Source organism: Paenibacillus glycanilyticus, from assembly GCF_030161375.1.
GTDB classification, from domain to species: domain Bacteria; phylum Bacillota; class Bacilli; order Paenibacillales; family Paenibacillaceae; genus Pristimantibacillus; species Pristimantibacillus glycanilyticus_B.
In genome coordinates this window covers 120,254-138,580 of record NZ_BSSQ01000018.1, presented here as the reverse complement: position 1 = coordinate 138,580, position 18,327 = coordinate 120,254, and the positions used below count along the sequence as shown (strand labels likewise).

General features: G+C 50.3%; 11 protein-coding genes. 7 read left to right on the top strand and 4 right to left on the bottom strand.

Annotated elements, in window-relative coordinates:
• Position 1 precedes the first annotated feature (1 nt).
• The 3 genes from QQK89_RS23170 (at position 2) to QQK89_RS23160 (ending at position 3,089) form a co-directional block, all read left to right on the top strand.
• The gene (locus tag QQK89_RS23170; RefSeq protein WP_284241056.1) at positions 2-1,036 is read left to right on the top strand and encodes a FecCD family ABC transporter permease; all 1,035 of its coding nucleotides are present in this window, start codon (positions 2-4) and stop codon (positions 1,034-1,036) included.
• 77 nt (positions 1,037-1,113) lie between these two features.
• Entirely contained in the window at positions 1,114-1,929 is an 816-nt protein-coding gene (locus QQK89_RS23165; RefSeq protein WP_284241055.1) for an AraC family transcriptional regulator, read from the top strand.
• A gap of 152 nt (positions 1,930-2,081) precedes the next feature.
• On the top strand, positions 2,082-3,089 hold the full coding sequence (locus tag QQK89_RS23160; RefSeq protein ID WP_284241054.1) for an ABC transporter substrate-binding protein: 1,008 nt from the start codon (positions 2,082-2,084) through the stop codon (positions 3,087-3,089).
• Between the two features lie 59 nt (positions 3,090-3,148).
• On the opposite strand, the gene QQK89_RS23155 is transcribed toward QQK89_RS23160, so the two are convergent.
• Both QQK89_RS23155 and QQK89_RS23150 read right to left on the bottom strand, forming a co-directional pair.
• Positions 3,149-3,766 (bottom strand): DUF975 family protein, encoded by a 618-nt coding sequence (locus QQK89_RS23155; protein ID WP_284241053.1) that lies wholly within the window; start codon positions 3,764-3,766, stop codon positions 3,149-3,151.
• Between the two features lie 159 nt (positions 3,767-3,925).
• Positions 3,926-10,363, bottom strand: coding sequence for a tandem-95 repeat protein (locus QQK89_RS23150; protein WP_284241052.1), 6,438 nt, complete (start codon positions 10,361-10,363; stop codon positions 3,926-3,928).
• A gap of 448 nt (positions 10,364-10,811) precedes the next feature.
• Here QQK89_RS23150 and QQK89_RS23145 point away from each other — a divergent pair, with 448 nt between their 5' ends.
• The 3 genes from QQK89_RS23145 to QQK89_RS23135 all read left to right on the top strand — a co-directional run bounded on the left by QQK89_RS23145 (position 10,812) and on the right by QQK89_RS23135 (position 13,631).
• Positions 10,812-11,261 (top strand): GNAT family N-acetyltransferase, encoded by a 450-nt coding sequence (locus QQK89_RS23145; protein WP_284241051.1) that lies wholly within the window; start codon positions 10,812-10,814, stop codon positions 11,259-11,261.
• A gap of 167 nt (positions 11,262-11,428) precedes the next feature.
• Positions 11,429-12,433, top strand: coding sequence for a lysylphosphatidylglycerol synthase transmembrane domain-containing protein (locus QQK89_RS23140; RefSeq protein WP_284241050.1), 1,005 nt, complete (start codon positions 11,429-11,431; stop codon positions 12,431-12,433).
• Positions 12,423-13,631 (top strand): glycosyltransferase family 4 protein, encoded by a 1,209-nt coding sequence (locus tag QQK89_RS23135; RefSeq protein ID WP_284241049.1) that lies wholly within the window; start codon positions 12,423-12,425, stop codon positions 13,629-13,631. Before QQK89_RS23140 ends, QQK89_RS23135 begins: the two co-directional genes overlap by 11 nt.
• Before the next feature lie 57 nt (positions 13,632-13,688).
• On the opposite strand, the gene QQK89_RS23130 is transcribed toward QQK89_RS23135, so the two are convergent.
• Positions 13,689-14,894 (bottom strand): MFS transporter, encoded by a 1,206-nt coding sequence (locus QQK89_RS23130; RefSeq protein WP_284241048.1) that lies wholly within the window; start codon positions 14,892-14,894, stop codon positions 13,689-13,691.
• A 142-nt stretch (positions 14,895-15,036) separates the two neighbouring features.
• Positions 15,037-15,825 carry a helix-turn-helix domain-containing protein gene (locus QQK89_RS23125; RefSeq protein WP_284241047.1) on the bottom strand — a complete coding sequence of 263 codons (789 nt, stop codon included), beginning with the start codon at positions 15,823-15,825 and terminating at the stop codon, positions 15,037-15,039.
• A gap of 195 nt (positions 15,826-16,020) precedes the next feature.
• Between QQK89_RS23125 and tynA the strand changes: the two genes are divergently transcribed.
• Positions 16,021-18,315: a primary-amine oxidase gene (tynA, locus tag QQK89_RS23120; RefSeq protein ID WP_284241046.1), complete on the top strand. Its 2,295-nt coding sequence runs from the start codon at positions 16,021-16,023 to the stop codon at positions 18,313-18,315.
• Positions 18,316-18,327 lie beyond the last annotated feature (12 nt).

Here is an 18,327-nt window from a genome sequence, read left to right as displayed (position 1 = left end):
GATGAAAGGAACATTCATGTCATTAGCAGAAGTACGCAGAACACGCCGCAGCATCTTTGTGATCTCCGTATTGTTTATCGGTATTATCGTTGCTTTTCTTATTAGTATGAATACCGGGGTCATCCGAATGTCCCCGCTTGACGTGATCAAAACGCTGGTTGGCTACGGAACGGACCAGCAGCATCTCGTGTTGTTTGACTTCCGGCTGCCGCGTATTCTGATCGCCATTCTAATCGGCATGGGCCTTGCCGTATCCGGTGCCGTTCTTCAGGCATTAACGCGCAACGCGCTTGCCGATCCGGGGATTATCGGGATTAACTCCGGCGCGGGCATGGTCATTTTGCTCTACGTGGCGTTTTATTCGGCTCCGACTTCAGCGCCCGTGTATTTGCTTCCGATCCTTGCTTGGCTTGGCGGAGGCGTTGCCGCATTGCTAGTCTTCATGATCTCCTACCGCAGGCATAAGGGATTATCGTCTAACCGGCTGGTGTTGAACGGCGTAGCGATCAGCTCGGGTTTCTCTGCGGTAACCATCCTAGTGTCCCTGCGGATCAATCCGGAGCAGTTCCAATTTGTGCAGACGTGGCTGGCGGGCAGTATTTGGAGCAAAGACTGGAATTACGTGAGTGCTTTACTTCCATTTATTGTTGTGTTGCTTCCGTTTGTTTATTTCAAGTCGCAGACGATTAATGTCCTTAACCTTGGCGCACCGCTCGCTACAGGTCTTGGCGCGGCCGTTGCCAAACAGCAGATTTGGCTGCTAGCCGCAGCTGTTGGTCTAGCAAGCTCTTGCGTAGCCGTAAGCGGCAGCATCGGTTTTGTTGGGCTCATCGCGCCTCATTTGGCAAGGCGTCTGGTGGGGCAACGGTATCAAACGTTGCTTCCGACAACCGCGCTAGTGGGCGGGCTCTTGGTGTTAGTAGCCGATACGCTCGGCAGATGGATCCTGCAGCCGTCGGAAATACCGACAGGCATTGTTGTTGCGGTTATCGGGGCTCCCTATTTCCTCTACTTGATGTTCCGGACAAAAGGATAAGCGGTAGATGATCAAAGCCGGTTAGACCTCATCCGAGGCTGGCCGGCTTTTTGCACTTAATGAAGGAGCGTGACGGGATGGCTTATCCGCATGAAGAATTAGCCCAGGCTTTCGTGAAGCAGCCTGTAGAAGTATTTGGCGTGTACCGGACGGAGATGGAAGCCAGCACAATTTATGATGGCCACGTGGACCGCCCGACAACGAAATGCGCCGTTATTATAAGTCTGCGCGGGCAGGCCGAGTTTATTTTTAACGACACGGAGCGCTTCAAGCTTGAGCCGGGGAAGGTATTGCTTGGCGGCATGCAGAAGAAGCTCGAAATTCATACCGGTAGTCAAGGGTTTGAATACGGGCTCTTGCATTATATTCCCGTGCGCATCGGAACGGAGAACGCCCAGCGGTTAATGGAAGTGCAGATGCTGCAAACTCCGCCGCAAAGTCCGGAGCTGGTACAACTGCTCGAGAAGCTGCAAAAAGCTTCTTCATCGCCGGATACGATGATGCTGCTGGAGAAAAAAACGTTGTTCTACCAGTTGATTAACCGGATCCTGCAATCCGAACGGATGCAGCTGAACAAATCGAGTTATTCGCTCGTTGAAGAAGCTACCGCCTACATCCATGATCATTTCGACGAACCGATTACGTTGCATCAACTCGCGGAGCGTTTTGGCCTGAAACCGAAATATTTCTCCTCCTTGTTCCAGCGTTACACCGGGATTGGACCTATCGATTATCTTATTCAATACCGCCTCAACAGGGCGCACGAGCTGCTCATGACGGGTCAGTTCACGGTAGCGGCCGTGGCGATAAGCGTGGGTTATCAGGATGCGTATTATTTCAGCCGGTTGTTCAAGAAGCATAAGGGATCGTCGCCGGGCTTTTTTCAATTCTAACAATGTATTAGTTTTCACTTTGGTTTTCAGGAAAAGCGAAATCGTCCATCATAGAAACGGGAATTTATCTATTTGCTTTCGCAAAGGAGAATGATACGATTTCATTGATAATGATAATTGTTATCTATCAGATTCGGGAAAGGGATTGAACAATGAAAGCGAAATGGATTCCTACTTTATTAATGGCTTTAAGCCTTATTTTGCTGCTTGGCGCCTGCGGCAACAACAACGGAGGCAATAGCAATAACGCCAGTCAGACAAGCGAAGCGACAAGTACGCCGGATACGCCGGAAGCGGCTAAATACCCGCGTACGATCAAAGATGCGAATGGCGAGGTGACCATCAAAGCGGAGCCGAAAAAAGTCGCGGTCGTGCATTGGGGTTATGCGGATTCCCTGCTTCTGTTCAACTTGGATTCGGTAGGTCTGGCTTTGCCTTTCACCGAGAAGCAATCCGTGATTCATTCCGATGAGTACAAGCCTTATGTCGATAAAATAAAAGATATTCAAATTGTTGGCGAGAACACGCAAGTGAATTTGGAGAAGCTGCTTGCTTATGCGCCGGATCTCATTATTGCCGGCAATGCGGTTAATAAGGATATCGCCGCGGATCTGGCGAAGATTGCGCCAACGGTTATGATTGACGAGCAGCAAACGGATGTATGGTCGGACTGGCCTTCGCTCGTTACGAAATTCGGAGAAATTCTAGGTCAAGAGGATGTCGCGGAGCAATATGTGTCCCAGTACCAAGCAGAATTGGCGGCAGCGAAAGAGAAGCTGGCTACTCTGGGTGGGAACGTAGCTTTCGTTCAAGTTCGCGAGAATGAAGTTTGGCTGCAAGGCACCAACTATACGAAGCAATATTATGAAGGAATGGGTTTGAAAGCCCCAACCTCGGATAACATGGCCGATGGAGAGAAGATTAGTCTCGAGGGACTTAGCGCTTTGGATCCGGATTATCTGTTCCTCGGTTACTTCAATTACAGCGACAAGACGCTTCCTGCGGCGACCGATCAGTGGAAAGACAGCGAGGTTTACAAGAAGCTGAAGGCCGTGGCGAACAACCATGTGTATAGCATCAACGGCGAGCTGGCGCTGGGTTATGGACCAATCGGCAACAGCTACGGAGTTAAAGCGGTGCTTGAGGCACTTCAGAAGTAGGGTGAAAAGAAAAGGGCAGTTCCTTCAACCGAATGGTTTTTGGAACTGCCCTTTAACGTTTAGAAAGAGTCTGGATGAGGAGGAGGCGTTGTCCGGCCCGTAATCTCGTCGTAGAAATGCGCTTGCGTGACGAAAATATAGGGCGAGAGCCATAGGAAACCGATGCCAAACGTGAGAAGAGCAAGCAGTGCCCAGCCGATAAAAGTAAGGTTAAGAACGAAAAATTTCCATTTACGGCCCTTCATTAATTGTTTGCTGCGGCGGATGGCTTCAAGCGCGCCAATGTCCGGATTGTCTTGCAGAATGTAATAGGCTTGAGAATAAGAAAGATACGCGATAATACCGGGAATAATGAGCAAAAGCGACCACAAAACCGTAAATAGGGTCATGAAGAAATAGACGCAAAAAGCTTTAATGAAATGAGAGAATCCGCCGAAGATTTCGCTGATTGGCGGTCCTTCTTGTCTGGCGATGCCAACAAAGAAAATAATTAATCCAAGCGACAAGGCGCCGCTAGTCAATAACTGAATGATGTAGCCTACAACCGGAATGAGGTCGAGCAGTCCGATTAAGAAGCCAACCAACCCATACACGATAAGGGCCAAAACCGATTTGCCCCAATTGCCCTGCAGACTATGCCTTGCTCTTGTGCGTAGTTCTGAATACGTAACGTTCATTGCTGTAAAACACTCTCCTATTTATTTGTATAACTTCCATCTCGGTATAAACCATCAGTAAGTTTAGTCTAAATACCTAATTTCGTAAATAAATATTCACAAAATAAAGGCCGGCAGTCCTTGAGTGAATGGATTGCCGGCCTTTATGCCTATTAGGTCTTATTTCACGTTATCGTCCAATGCTTTGACGAAATGTTCGTTGCCGTCCGAAGTACGCGTAGCTTCGTGGCTTCTCGTTGCTTCTTCGACTTGGCCAAACGCCCAGTTGGACTTCGCCACATCCGGGAACGACGGTTCAACGTCGGTCAGCGGTCCTCTGTACAGAAGACGGTTAATTAACGTTACCGCTTCGAGACGGATGATGTCTTTGCCCGGCTGGAAAGTGCCGTCCGGATAACCTGTTGTCAGGCCGTTGCGGAACAACGCTTCAATCGCGGAGGAAGACCAGCGGTCTTCGCTGTCGCCGAATTGCGGCGTAATAGGGATCGAAGTATCAAGCTTCAAGTAACGTACCATTACGGTAGCCAATTCCTCGCGCGTTACCGGTTGATTTGGACGGAAGGTGCCGTCCGCGAAACCTTTGAATATGCCGCTATCCGTTACAATTCGGATATAACCGCTTGCCCAATGCTTGGATGGTACATCTTTATAATCCGCTTTAAGCGTGGTTGAGCCACCGTTAAGCAAGCGCGCGATAATGGCCGCAAGCTCGCCGCGGGTCAACTTCTGGCTAGGCTTGAATTTGCCGTCAGGGAAGCCGAGAATGTATCGTTGATGCTTCACGGTTTCATCGCCAGTTGCAAAGAGCAGTACTTTCACGGAAGCTTTTGCCGCTTCGGGATTAAGCAAGGTTTGGCTTGCTTTGCCCTCCGCCGCGATCGTCACGAGAAGCTCAGTCTCGTTAATGGACGGATACTTCACTACGACATTGCGAGCGCCTTTATCTCCGACGTTCAAGTCGCCGATCGTCCAGGTCACTTTATTCCCTTCGACCTTGCCGCCGTCAGCATTCGTTACCGTCGTGCCTTCCGGTAAGGTAAGCGTAACGCTGGTGCCGTTTGCTTGTTTGGTGCCGTTGTTCAGGTATTCAACCTTAATCTTGCCCTCGGTGCCTTCTTCTTGACGGTCCTTGTCTACCGATACGTTAACAACCACATTAGGTTTGCCGGAGGATACGCTTGCCTTAGTCATCTCGATATCGTGACGGACAATGGCGTATTCAACCTGGATCGTTGGGCTCGTATAAGGGATATAACCCGGAGCCGTAGTTACGATGTAGTAATCCGTTGTTGGATATACCATATACGCGTATTTGCCGCCGTCTTTGCTTGTCTGCGGGTTCGCGTTGTCGTTAGGCGCAAAACCGGCGATAGAAGGAAGGTTGACTTCCGTATCAGGCGTAACGCCGTTTGAGATATTGCGCGGCGTATTTGCGTAATACAATTTTACGGTTGCGCCGTTAATGGCGGCATGGGTAGAGATGTCCGTAATATCGCCATACGGGTCAATCAACTCGTTCAAAATGTTCATTTCGCCGTTGGCTGCTAGCTTAATCTTCGGTAACGTGCCTTTGTTGTCTGTTGCATTGATAATAATTTCTTTGAAGCTTCCCGGATGATCGGCATCCGGAATCTTGAATAGGATAGCCATTTCATATTCCGTATTCAGCTCGAGGCCCGGAATATTAAATACGCCGTCAGCAGTCAAAGGAGCTGTGTATTCGGTGCGGCTTGGTGCCGGACCAATCAGCTTCACGATGACTTGATTCATAAAGTCGCGATCCAACATATCGTTTTGGCCGGTTGGGAGCTTTTGAGATAAAAAGCCCGTAACGGTCTTGGTCGAAGGGAACACTTCGCCCGCATTGCCGCTTACCGCGCCAACCTGAACGGTTTGCTTGAAGGAAACCTCTTTCGTCTGGCCGCCTACTTGAACCGTCTTGATTACTTCAATATTGTAGCTCTCGTCGCCGCGAGGCACGGCGATATTGTATTTGCCGTCTGCATCGGTAATCGCTTCAGCCGCAAAATCAATAATGCCGTCGCCGTCAAAGTCTTTGGTGATTTTGACAACAGCGCCTGCAAGGATGGTGCGCTTGCCGTTGTCTGTTGTCGCTACGACACCCGTTACAGAAGCAGGTTCAAACGTAATAATGATCTGCTCCTCGGCGTAAATGCTGCGTTCAACGTCATTGGCCGTAGCGGTTACGGGAACGCTTTGCGATAAAATGCCTTCGATTTTGGACGATCGATAGTCAATCGTCGCTTTGCCTGCTGCATCCGTTACTACATTCGGAGAACCGATAAAGGTTCCGAGCGAGGCTGAGAAATTAATATTTACGTCATTAAGCGGTTTGCCGTCGATGTCGGTCAGAACAGCTGTCAGCTTCGAAATCGTCTGCCCGTCACCAACGATGGAGCTAGGATTCGCGCTTAGCTTCAAGACGTATTTCACCAGTTCAAAGTCCTGATGAATCGTTGTCTCGGCTGCTTGTCCCGGCAAGGCATTAATGACATGGTTGCGAGTTGCATATCCTTGTTTCTCCACGACGATCAAATAATGCTCGGTGCGGACATTCGGGAAGTTGTAGAAGCCCGAAGCGTCTGTAGTAACGTCCGCGACTTTATTCGTTCCCGTAGGATCGTATAGCGTAACCGTTGCTCCTTCAATAGGGGCGCGGGTATTGCGGTCTGTAACCGTTCCGTCAATGGATACGTTGCGGATGACGGTATAGGTATTGTTGAGCAGCTTGGAGGCTGGCTCTGCCGGCAAGGCATCTTCATTCTTGAAGGACGCGAAGGTTACCGTATGAGCACCGCTAGCTGCATCCGCAGGAAGACGATATTGCAGGTTCTCCCACTTTTTATAACCATCTGTCTGGTATGTCGTGCTATTCGCCAGCGTAAGAGTTGCCGTGTCATTCTCGGTTCCATTGTCCGGACCGTCAAAGTCAAAGGTTGCTGTAACGGCTGTGGCCGTCACTTCTGTTACAGCAGAGAGTTTGAGCGGCTTGTTGGGAGCTACGGTCCATTCGGTTGTATCCGTGATGACGCGGTTGCCAACCCATCCGTCGAGCAAACGAACGGTAATGGAGATTTCAGCAAGGTCGGACTCCGTAGTTGCATCCTTAGCTTTGAAAGTAAAGCTGTCCGGGCCGCCATAACCCGCATTTGGCGTGTACGTATAAGTGCCGTCGTTATGGATCACAACGGTCCCATGCGCCGGTTGAGTCTCAACCGAGATCGTGAGGGCATCGCCGTCTACGTCTTTGATCTTGAAAGAATCTGTCTTGCTGGAGCCGGATTCCACAACGATGGAATCGCCCGATGCCGTAGGCGCATCGTTCACAGGGTTAACGGTAATGTCCACTTTGGCCGGTGCAGAGTCTGCAGAGCCGTCAGTTGCCTTGAAAGTGAAACTGTCCGAGCCGTTATAATTTGGATCCGGCGTATAGGTGTAAGTGCCGTCCGGGTTCAAAATAACGGTGCCATGCGCCGGTTCATCTACGATAACATAAGTTGGCGTTGTGCCATCCACATCGCTGCCGGTAACGGTTCCCGTCACAGGCTGGTCCTCAGCGGTTGTATTGCTTCCGCTGCTTGCCGTTGGGGCGTCGTTCACAGGCGTAACCGTAATGCCGACGGTAGCTTCGGAAGAATCTAGCTTGCCGTCGCTTACTTTAAAGTCGAAGCTGTCCGGACCGTTGTAATCCGGGTTTGGCGTATACGTAAACGTACCGTCCGGGTTGAGAAGAACCGTGCCGTGCTCAGGTTCATGTACAAGCGTATAAGTCAGAGTATCGCCGTCAATATCGCTTGCTTTTGCTTTGCCGTTAACCGGTTGGTCTTCCGGCGTGCTAATCGTACTGTTCTCCGAGCTTGGCGCGTCATTGACCGGAGTAACGGTAATGGTCACGACAGCAGGAGTAGAATCCGCGGAACCGTCGTTAGCTTTAAACGTAAAGCTGTCGGTGCCGTTAAAGTTTGGCTCAGGCGTATACGTATAATGGCCGTCAGGGTCCAATGTCAACGTGCCGTGTGCCGGCGGTGTCGCGACCGTATAGGTGAGCTCGCTTTGTTCCACGTCATCGCCTGTTACGCTGCCGTTAACCGATGTATCCTCGGTAGTTGTATTGCTGGAAGCATCAGCCGTTGGCGCATCATTCACGGGCGTGACCGTAATCGTGATCATTGCGTTATTGGAGTCCACGGAGCCGTCGTTTGCTTTAAAGGTGAAGCTGTCCGTTCCGCTGTAATTCGAAGCGGGCGTGTACGTGTAAGTACCGTTTGGATTTAAGGTTACGCTGCCGTGGGAAGGTTGCCCAACGATCGAATATTGCAGGGAATCGCCATCACTGTCCGTTGCGGTAACTATACCCGTGAGAGGTTCATCTTCTTCGGTTTGCTCCGTGCCGTTCTGGGCGACAGGCGCTTCATTAACTTCATTAATCGTGATGGTTACGGTAGCCGGATCGGAATCAAGCTCTCCGTCGCTCGATGTAAACGTAAAGCTATCGGAACCGAAGTAGTTCGGATTAGGCGTATACGTGTAGGTTCCGTTGTTATTTAATACGAGAGTTCCGTGGGAAGGCGGTTGGTCGATGGCATAAGTCAGTGTACCTGGCTCAACATCCGACCCGGTTACCGTTCCGCCCACCGGAGTATTCTCGTTGGTACTATTAGTGGAATTATTCGCAACCGGTTTGTCGTTAACAGCATGAATGGTCAGCTCGACCGTTGCTGTATTCGAATCGGCTTTGCCGTCATTCACTTTATAAGTGAAGCTGTCTAATCCGTTATAATCGGCGTTTGGCGTATAGGTATAAGTGCCGTCTTGTTTGAGCGTGACCGAACCGTTAGTTGGTTGAGCAACTACGGAGTAAATCAGAGCATTGCCGTCGCTGTCCGTTGCCGATACCAAGCCGTCGACCGGCGTATCTTCATTTGTGCTGTTATTGCCGTCTTGTGCGACAGGCGCCGCGTTTGGCGCCGCCGTTACGGTGATCGTGACGGTAGCCGTATTGGAACTCAAATCGCCATCATTTGCCGTGAAAGTAAAGCTGTCCGTGCCCACATAACCGGTATTTGGCGTATAGGTGTACGAACCGTTTGCTTGAAGGTCCAATTGACCGTTGGCGGGACCTTGCGCTTTCTCGAACGTCAAAGACGGACTATCGTAGTCTTGACCGGTGACTATTCCCGTTACCGGCGTGTTTTCTACAGTGCTCTTTTTCGAGTCGTAAGCTACAGGAGCATCATTAACCGGGGTTACATGAAGCGTTACCGTAGCTGTAGCAGAATTAAGAGAACCATCGTTTACTTGGTATGTAAAGCTGTCTGATCCATTGTAATTCGCGCTTGGCGAATAGTAGAATGATCCGTTTGCATTCAAAGTCAAAGTTCCGTGCGTTGGTCCCGTTTGCAAAACATAGATGAGAGGGTCACCATTAATGTCGCTGCCGTAACCATTCAAGGATTGGTTAATACTTTGATCTTCATTGCCCGTAAAATCTGCATTCGCCGCCGTAGGCGCCGTATTTACTTTGTCCGTTGTATCCGTTGCGGTCTTAGCCGGATTGCCCTGCGCATTAACCGTATCCGCTGACACGGTAATGGTTCCGTACTTCAGGGCGGAGAAATCAAGATTGATTGAATAAGATCCGCCTTGCGCAACGGTTGTTGCATAATTCCGCTCTGTGCCGGAAGAGTCCTTCACCGTAAGGGTGACAGGCTGTCCAGCGCCTGCGGTCGTTGTGCCTGACACTTTAACCGTGCCAATGTTATCTACGCCTGCGGTTAGTTTGCCGTCACCGCCGTCGTCAATGGCGACGTTGATGGTAGGGGAGGATGGGTTGTCCACCTGGACTGGGTTAGAGAAGGTACCGCCCGGTGCTCCAAAGTTGATGGAGAACTGTCTGTCAGTTAATTTGCCCTTATTCCCAATTACTAAATCCATAGAGTTTATTGGAGCTGTATAGTTGGCGATCATAGAGGCTGTGTACTCAAAAGTTGTATTTGGTAGTGAAGGATATACACCAGCAAACTGAGTTTTTCCATTAGAATTAGTGCTTATCGAGAGACCTGAGTTTTTGTTGATAGAGTAACTAGCAAAACCTGATAGTTCAACAAACTCTCTCTTGGATTCACTGTCGCCATCAATATCAATAACTGTCACGAAGAAGTTTTTAATGGAAACAGATTTCTCAGTTGATTGGTCAATGAATTCAAAGTGCAATGTCATGGAACCATCGCCATTATTAGTTGTTACCCATGGATTAAAGCGATCATTTAGACCGGTAACGGCATTGTCCAGCTTATTGCCTGACAATGATGCCCCATTTGTTGCTTCTTGAATAGTCACCAATGCATCAACCGTGATTCCGTCACTGGTAATCACGTTGGTGTACTTGTAGATAGTACCTACTTTTCCGGCTTCTCCGGAAACTAAGGTAGGTGTACCCAGATTCATCGCATTGCTCTTAATGTCCACGACATTTACGGCTGCTTTGGTGGCCGTTGGATGAGTAACGGCAAACATAATTCCTAATATAAGAAGCAGCAGAGCAATCCTTGTAATGACGGATGTTCGGGTCAACATAGACCCACTTCCTTTCTATAATATAGTTGTCTCGTTGTGTCGAAAGATTGGGAGAATAGTCCCTTATATTTCGACACCAAACTAGTACTAAATAACTATAAATGACATGGGATGATAGCGTCAACAGTAAAAATGCTAATTATATCCAGTTTTTCGACAAGGTCTGCAATGCCTTAATTTGGATTATGGGGCTGATTGAAATGTTAAACAGGAATATCTCAATCTAAGGTGGGATTAATAGGGAATTGGAATGATCGTAATAGAATCATTTCTATGCATCGCATATAAACTTAAAGGTTGTATAACGGGTATTTATGGTAGTTTACATATCCTGAGAGTGAAATTTTATTGCGAAAAAAATCTCGAATTTTTCGAAAACGGCTAGCCGGATTTTGTCGCGTTCAAAATGGTACAATGGAATGCAGTACCAAACAGGAGAGTGGATGCGTTGACAACAATCAAGCTGAGAGAAGCAAATACGCAGGATCTTCAAGATCTATCGAAGTTGTTTGAGGAACTTATGGAGGTTCCTTCCAATATAGAGGCGATGGAAAGGACATTGGCAAAAATAACGGCGGATCCTCATTATTTTCTGGCGGCAGCTTGTGACGGGGATCAGGTCATCGGCACGGCGATGGGAATCGAATGTTATGATCTTGTTGGTCAGTGTCATCCGTTTCTGCTCGTGGAGAATGTGGTCGTGAGTCCGAATTACCGGGGACAAGGTATTGGCAAATTGCTGATGCAACGTCTGGAGCAATTCGCGGAGGAACGCGGCTGCAGTTACATTATTTTCGTATCCAGCGGTTATCGGGAGAAGGCGCATCAGTTCTACCGCTCGCTTGGTTACTCGAGCGATAATCAAGGCTTCAAGAAACAGCTGCGGGACTTGGGTTAATTATTGAAATCGAATGGAAGGGCCGGATGCATGAGCAGCCGGTCCTTTTCTTTTTGCCTGAATTGGGGTATTAAATTTTACCAAACTCGGCATTCTAGATGAAGTGCGCTTAACAGAACTTTCCTATAATAAGGAGATGGCTAACTGCCCCCAGGAGGTGTTGATGGTTGCCTGAGTACCGCAAGTGGGTGCCTACGGTACTGAAGATTGCCGTATTAGCCGTTGTTGTGATCTTTATCGTGCGCAACATTCCGCTGAAGCTGGAGGATATTACGTCCTTTCTGGTGCACGCGAACGGCCGGTTTTATTTGTCTTTGCTCTTATTTGCGATCTTTCTAATGCTTCAAGCGGGAATCTGGGTGCTGATTGTAAATGCCTCCATGTCCGATGACGAACGATTCAGCAGCAGAACGAGATTGCCGATGCTGAATGGACTTCGAATCTTTATTGAAACGCAATTTGGTAAATATATTCCAGGAGGGATTTGGAACGTTGCCGGACGGATTGTCATGGCGACAAAGGCGGGAGTTCCGCTGGATGCCCAATTCGCGGCTATCGTGTACGAGAACATTTTGCTTGTTGCGGCGGCGCTTGTGTACGCTTTGATGCTGATTATTAGCCTGCATATTGTTCCGGCCTGGATTGGACTACTTCTCGTGGCCATATTTGTGCTCATTTATTTCTTCTATACTCCGTTGACTGCTCTGGTTAAGGGTCTGTTTGTGCGGGCTTCGCGGTGGAAATTTCTGCAGCGGATGATCGGCAAGATGACCAAGTCGTTTGGCGGCGTAGAGATGGGCGGCTCTGAGGTCAGCTTGACGCGAAATCAGTTTTTTATTTGTCTCGCTTGTTTTATCGGCAGCCATTTTATTATGGGAATCGCCTTCTGGTTGTTGACGAACAGCTTCGACAAAGGACATATCGGCTTGTTTTATGCCGCGGGGACGTTTGCGACATCGTGGCTTCTTGGTCTAGTTAGCCCCTTGCCCGGCGGACTTGGCGTCAGGGAAGGTTTCCTCGTCTATTTCCTCGCTATGAAACTGGGAACGGAAACGGCGCTCCAAATATCCGTTATTGCCCGGTTGTGGAACATCATGGCGGAGGTGCTGTTCTGGATGATTATTCGGGCCGTCTATTATCTGACGCGAGGGGAGAAGGTTTATGAAACGTAGGAAGATCGTGCTGGTTGCAGGGGTTTTTCCACCGGGTGTCGGGGGCATGCAAAATTATTATTACAATTTGTCCAAACATACGAAACACGAGATGACGGTCATCGCACCGGTATATCCTGATTCGGATTACGCGGCATTTGATAAAGAACAGTCTTATCGGACGATAAGAGGATCATTCATGCGCGGAGAGCGCGCGGATGTCACGAGCTGGGGCCGTTTGTTCAGGCAGGTAAGACGGACGCTTCGCAAGGAGGAGCCTGAAGTGACGGTTTACGGCTATGTGTTGATTGGCTTTATAGGACTATTGTTTAAATTATTCGGTGGCCGTCGTTATATCATTTCGGTCCATGGCATGGATATGCTGATGTTTCGGCGTTTTATCGGTCTGAACCAGATCGTAAAGCTGATTTTGCGCCAGGCGGACGGGGTGCTCGCGAACAGTGAATTCACGCGTCGGTTGGTCGAAGAATATGGCGTGCAAGCAAGCAGGATCGGCATTGTTCATCCGGGAGTCGAAAGCTTGTTCCGATCAAAGCCGGCTGATGAAGCATTATTGAGGCAACATGATCTGGAAGGGAAATATGTGCTGATGTCCGTCGGACGGCTCGTTACGCGCAAAGGGCATGACCGCGTCATTGAAGCTATGCCGGCTATTATCCGCCATATCCCGAATGCGGTATATGTGATTGTTGGGGATGGACCGGACCGCGGCAGGCTGGAGAAGTTGGCGGAGACGGTTGGCGTTGCGGGGAGAGTGCGCTTCGTTGGCGGTGTTAGCGGCTCGGAGAAGCTGAATGATTATTACAACGTGGCGAATCAGTTCATTATGGTAAGCCGGCAATTGGAGAAAGGCGATGCGGAAGGGTTCGGGATCGTATACCTCGAAGCCGCTTCTGCCCGGGTGCCGGTCATTGCGGGACGTTCGGGAGGAGCCTCGGAAGCGGTGCTTGACGGAGTGACGGGACTGCTTGTAGAGCCAGAATCGCTTATGGAGATTACGGATGCCGTGGTGCGTCTCGCGAGCGATACGCCGCTGCGCGAACGACTGGTGCGCGAAGGTTACAAGCGAGCCAAGCAACAGTTCCAGCACGATGTGCTTGCTGGCGTGTTTGATCAGTATGCGGGGCGCATTTGCGCAAGGCCGGCTGTCAGGTATAAGCGAGCCAGGAAAAATGCGGTGGAACGGATGCGTTCCTAAGTTATGAAATAAACAAGCGCTGTAAAGCCGTTGATGACGGTTTTACAGCGCTTTTTTTTAGGCTTTCAGACGATGAACAAGCCACACGGAGAAGCTGAACAAGCCAACGATGCCGCCTGCGAAGCAAACGCCCGTCCAGCCCCATTCATGCCAAGCGTAACTTCCGACGGAGGAACCGATTGCCCCGCCGAGAAAAGTCGTCACCATTTGGACGGTGTTAAGCCTGCTTCGGGCAGGAGGTTCAAGCGCGTAGATGCGCGTCTGATTGGCCACTTGCGTGCCTTGTACGCCGAGGTCCAGAAGGATGACGCCAAGGATCAGCGCCCATAACATGCTGCCAAGCAGTCCAAACAGCAGATAAGCGATGATGTTCAAGGACACCATGGCGCCAATCATCCATTTGGTGGGGATTCGGTCGGCTAGCCTGCCAACGAACGGAGCGCCTAATGCGCCTGCGGCCCCGATGAGTCCGAACAAGCCTGCAATTTGGCTGCTGTAATGATACGGCTTACCTTCCACATAGAACGATAATGCCGTCCAGAAAATGCTGAAGGCCGCAAAATTGGCCGCGCCAATTAAAGCAGACTCGCGAAGCGTGGCGTATTTGTTGACTAGCTTGCCCATGGAAGCGAGCAGCTCGCCGTAACGCAGCTCCGCGGAGGGACGGGTTACGGGAAGTTTGGCGCGCAGCAGGATGAGCAGCGCAAGCATCGCGGCAGCGGCAAGAGCGTACATGAACCGCCAACCCCAGGTCCCGCCGATTAAGCCGGAGACGGTGCGCGTAAGAAGGATGCCAAGCAGCAGGCCGCTTGTGACGGTGCCTACCGCTTTCCCTTGTTCGCTTGGGGAGGCTAGCGTAGCGGCAAGCGGGATCAGAATTTGAGGCACCACCGTTGTGATGCCAACCGCAAAGCTTGCGATATACATCCATGCGAGATTCTGAGCGGCAGCCGTCCCGATAAGAGAAAGACAAACAAGGGACAAGAGGACGGTGATAAGTCCTTTGCGCTCCTTAATGTCGCCCAGCGGCACGAACAGGAACATGCCAAGCGCGTAGCCGACCTGCGTACAGGTAGAGACAATCCCGACTTTATCGGGAGCAACGCCGAAAGTGCGGCCGATATCCGCAAGCAAAGGCTGGTTGTAATAAAGATTGGCAACCGTCATTCCCGCGGTGAACGCCATCAGAAGCAGCAACCCTTTGGATAGCGAATTTTGGGCTGCCGGAGTTGCCGGTGTATGAAGGGTATGCGTAGATGACATGGAACAGAGGTCCTTTCAAGATGTAATGTGTTGTCTTAACCATCTTACCTCTAATCGTATTGATGTAAAGCGGAAATCATGCGGCAGATAGTTGAGTAGAAGGGGGCAGGACGAGTTGAAGCGCGGTGAACAAGCCGGTAGGTTAAGAGGAGGACTTCCGATGGTTGCGGAGCTGAATAGGCGTAAGTTGGCTGAAAGATTTGAATTCCTTCATGAAATGGGACTGGTCGAAATAACCGCCTTCCATGGCGACATCGGACAGCGAAGATTCGCCCCGCGTAATGCCGCCCAGCGCGCGCTGAAACCGGATGATGCGATTGTATAGCTTGGGGGATATGCCTAGAGATTGTTCGAATTTCGTGCGGATATAACGATCGGAATAACCGGTGTCCTGCGCCAGATCGCGGATGGTCACGCCTCCGTTCGAACGCTGCATCGCTGTTACGCAATAATCGATCATGGGGATGGATCTAGCATCGCCAGCCAGAATCGGCATCGCATATTTCTCGAAGCAGGTTATTCGCTCGATAAAACCGGGGCGTTCCGCAATGATCGCGCCCATATCTTTGTAATTGGCCAGAGAATCCTCAAACGGAATTTGAACGTCTATCACTTCTTTTAGAGGAAGATTAGGCAGCAGCAGGCTGAGTCTCGCGGACAGACGTACTCCGAAGTAAGTGGTGTGAGGGAGGAAGTAGTGTTCTTTGCCCTGCAACACGGTGCCGCACACACTAGCGGAGGGATAAACGGGGTCGCAGCAGAACAGAAGGTCAACGCAGCCATCCGGCACGACGCGTACAAGCCGCTCGGCAGCATCCGTAGTGAACTGATAGTAGACGACAGGTTGTCCGCCATAATGCACTTTCCGTTCCGTGTAGCGGGAGGTTTCCCATTCGAAGCCGTATTGGATGCCGCTGATGAACTCTTCCATAATCGTAGTCCGCTCCTCTTGTGAAGCCTGATATGCGTACAACAATAGCAAAGGGATTACGCTTCCGTCAATCCACTTAAGTTATATTTTCTAACATCATATATGAGTGTGTTCCGTTTTTTACAATACCCCCGTCATTTATGTCAGTTAAACTAACATTAAGGAAAGACGCAAGAGAATGGGGAGGACGAACAGATGAAGAGACAAAAAACATCGCTTGTCAAAAAAACGGCAGCAATCGGCACGGCATTAACGGTCGCTTTCGGAAGCGGGGGTGTAGCGCCGTTATCAGCTCCTACAGCTGAAGCGCATGGCGGCTCGGAGGATTTTGTGCCGCTGCGCACGACACTCGAGGAATTTGGAGCAACCGTCAAATGGGACAACTTCTCGGGAACGATCACGATTACGAAGAATAGTACGATAGTGAAAGTAAAGCAGAATTCTAATATTGCCTTAATCAACGGCAAACGTCTGGAGATGGAAGCGCCGGTTATTATGAAGAAAAACCTCGCTTATGTATCTCATCATTTCGTGAGCGAAGTGTTCCAATCTGGACTCGACCAGACGTTCCAAGTGGAGAAAAAGCCAAACCCGCTTAATCCGCTCACTTCCGAGGAGATCGCGGAGACGGTTACGATTCTGAAGGCGGCAGGGAAATTCGGAGATAACTACCGCTTTACGGAAATTACGTTAAAGGCACCGCCGAAGGACCAAGTATGGAAGTTTGCGCTTGACGGGACATCGGTAACCGCGAACCGCTCGGCGGCAGTCGTTATCCTCGACGGCAAACAGGTCATTGAAGGAACGGTTGATCTTGTAACCAAAAAAGTAACCGCATGGCAGCCGATTGAAGGCGCGCATGGCATGTTGCTGATCGATGATTTCGGCACGGTACAGAAGGCGATTGAAGAAAGCCCGGAATACGCGGCTGTCTTGAAGAAACGCGGCATTAACGATGTGAAGCAAGTCGTGTCTACTCCGCTGACCGTCGGTTATTTCGATGGCAAAGACGGGTTGCAACAGGACAAACGTCTGCTGAAAGTCGTATCCTACCTGAACACGGGAGACGGCAACTATTGGGCGCATCCGATCGAGAATCTGGTTGCGGTCGTTGATCTGGAGCAGAAGAAGGTTATCAAGATCGAGGACGCCGGCGTAGTGCCGGTGCCGATGAAGCCAACGCCGTATGACGGCAGCAATATGACGGCCGCTACGCCTTCGAAGCCGCTTGAGATTACGGAGCCGGAAGGCAAGAACTATACGATTACCGGCAACACGATTCATTGGCAGAACTGGGACTTCCATCTGCGTCTCGACTCCCGCGTAGGTCCAATACTGTCGACGGTTACCTATAACGATCAAGGCAAGAAACGCAAAATTATGTACGAAGGCTCGCTTGGCGGCATGATTGTGCCTTATGGCGATCCCGATGTAGGCTGGTATTTCAAAGCTTATTTGGATTCGGGCGAATACGGCATGGGAACGTTAACCTCTTCTCTTGCCCGCGGCAAGGATGTGCCGGACAATTCGGTGCTACTGGATGCGACAATTGCGGATTATACGGGCGCGGCGTATCACATTCCGAATGCGATGGCGATCTTCGAGCGTTACGCAGGTCCGGAATATAAACATCAAGAAATGGGACAGGACAATGTCAGCGCGGAAAGACGCGAACTTGTTGTACGCTGGATCAGCACGGTTGGCAACTATGACTATATTTTCGACTGGGTATTTGCGCAAAACGGTACCATCGGCATTAACGCCGGCGCAACCGGCATCGAAGCCGTTAAAGGGGTAGAGTCCAGCACGATGCATGATGATACGGCTGCCGACGATACGAAATACGGTACGCTGATTGACCATAACATCGTCGGAACAACCCATCAGCATATTTATAACTTCCGTCTTGATATGGACGTGGACGGCGAGCAAAACTCCCTGATGGAGATTGATCCGGTTGTTGCGGACAACACGGCAGGCGGCCCGCGCGAGAGCACGATGCAGACCGAGACGCGTATTGTTCCAACCGAGCAGGAAGCGGCTCAGAAGTTCGATGCTTCCACGATCCGTCTCGTTACCAATACCAATAAAGAAAACAAAGTGGGCAATCCGGTCTCCTATCAGATCATCCCTTATGCAGGCGGAACCCATCCAATCGCCAAAGGGGCGAACTTCAGCGAAGACGAGTGGCTGTTCAACCGCGTTAGCTTTATGGACAAGCAGCTGTGGGTGACCCGTTACTACGAGAACGAGCGTTATCCGGAAGGCAAATATCCGAACCGCGCGATGACGGACACTGGGCTTGGATTATTCACTTCGGACAATGAACCAATCGTTAACACGGACAACGTCGTCTGGATGACAACGGGGACAACGCATGTGGCGCGCGCCGAGGAATGGCCGATCATGCCAACGGAGTGGGTATACACGATGCTTAAGCCGTGGAACTTCTTCGATCAGACGCCAACGCTGAATTTGAACGGCAAATAAGAGGGAACAGGG

What these genes read in the sequence shown, in the direction of transcription:
- QQK89_RS23130 (WP_284241048.1), bottom strand. Translation starts at nt 14,894, where the DNA reads ATGTCATCTACGCATACCCTTCATACACCGGCAACTCCGGCAGCCCAA.
- QQK89_RS23165 (WP_284241055.1), top strand. Translation starts at nt 1,114, where the DNA reads ATGGCTTATCCGCATGAAGAATTAGCCCAGGCTTTCGTGAAGCAGCCT.
- QQK89_RS23155 (WP_284241053.1), bottom strand. Translation starts at nt 3,766, where the DNA reads ATGAACGTTACGTATTCAGAACTACGCACAAGAGCAAGGCATAGTCTG.
- QQK89_RS23125 (WP_284241047.1), bottom strand. Translation starts at nt 15,825, where the DNA reads ATGGAAGAGTTCATCAGCGGCATCCAATACGGCTTCGAATGGGAAACC.
- QQK89_RS23135 (WP_284241049.1), top strand. Translation starts at nt 12,423, where the DNA reads ATGAAACGTAGGAAGATCGTGCTGGTTGCAGGGGTTTTTCCACCGGGT.
- QQK89_RS23160 (WP_284241054.1), top strand. Translation starts at nt 2,082, where the DNA reads ATGAAAGCGAAATGGATTCCTACTTTATTAATGGCTTTAAGCCTTATT.
- QQK89_RS23170 (WP_284241056.1), top strand. Translation starts at nt 2, where the DNA reads ATGAAAGGAACATTCATGTCATTAGCAGAAGTACGCAGAACACGCCGC.
- tynA (WP_284241046.1), top strand. Translation starts at nt 16,021, where the DNA reads ATGAAGAGACAAAAAACATCGCTTGTCAAAAAAACGGCAGCAATCGGC.
- QQK89_RS23150 (WP_284241052.1), bottom strand. Translation starts at nt 10,363, where the DNA reads ATGTTGACCCGAACATCCGTCATTACAAGGATTGCTCTGCTGCTTCTT.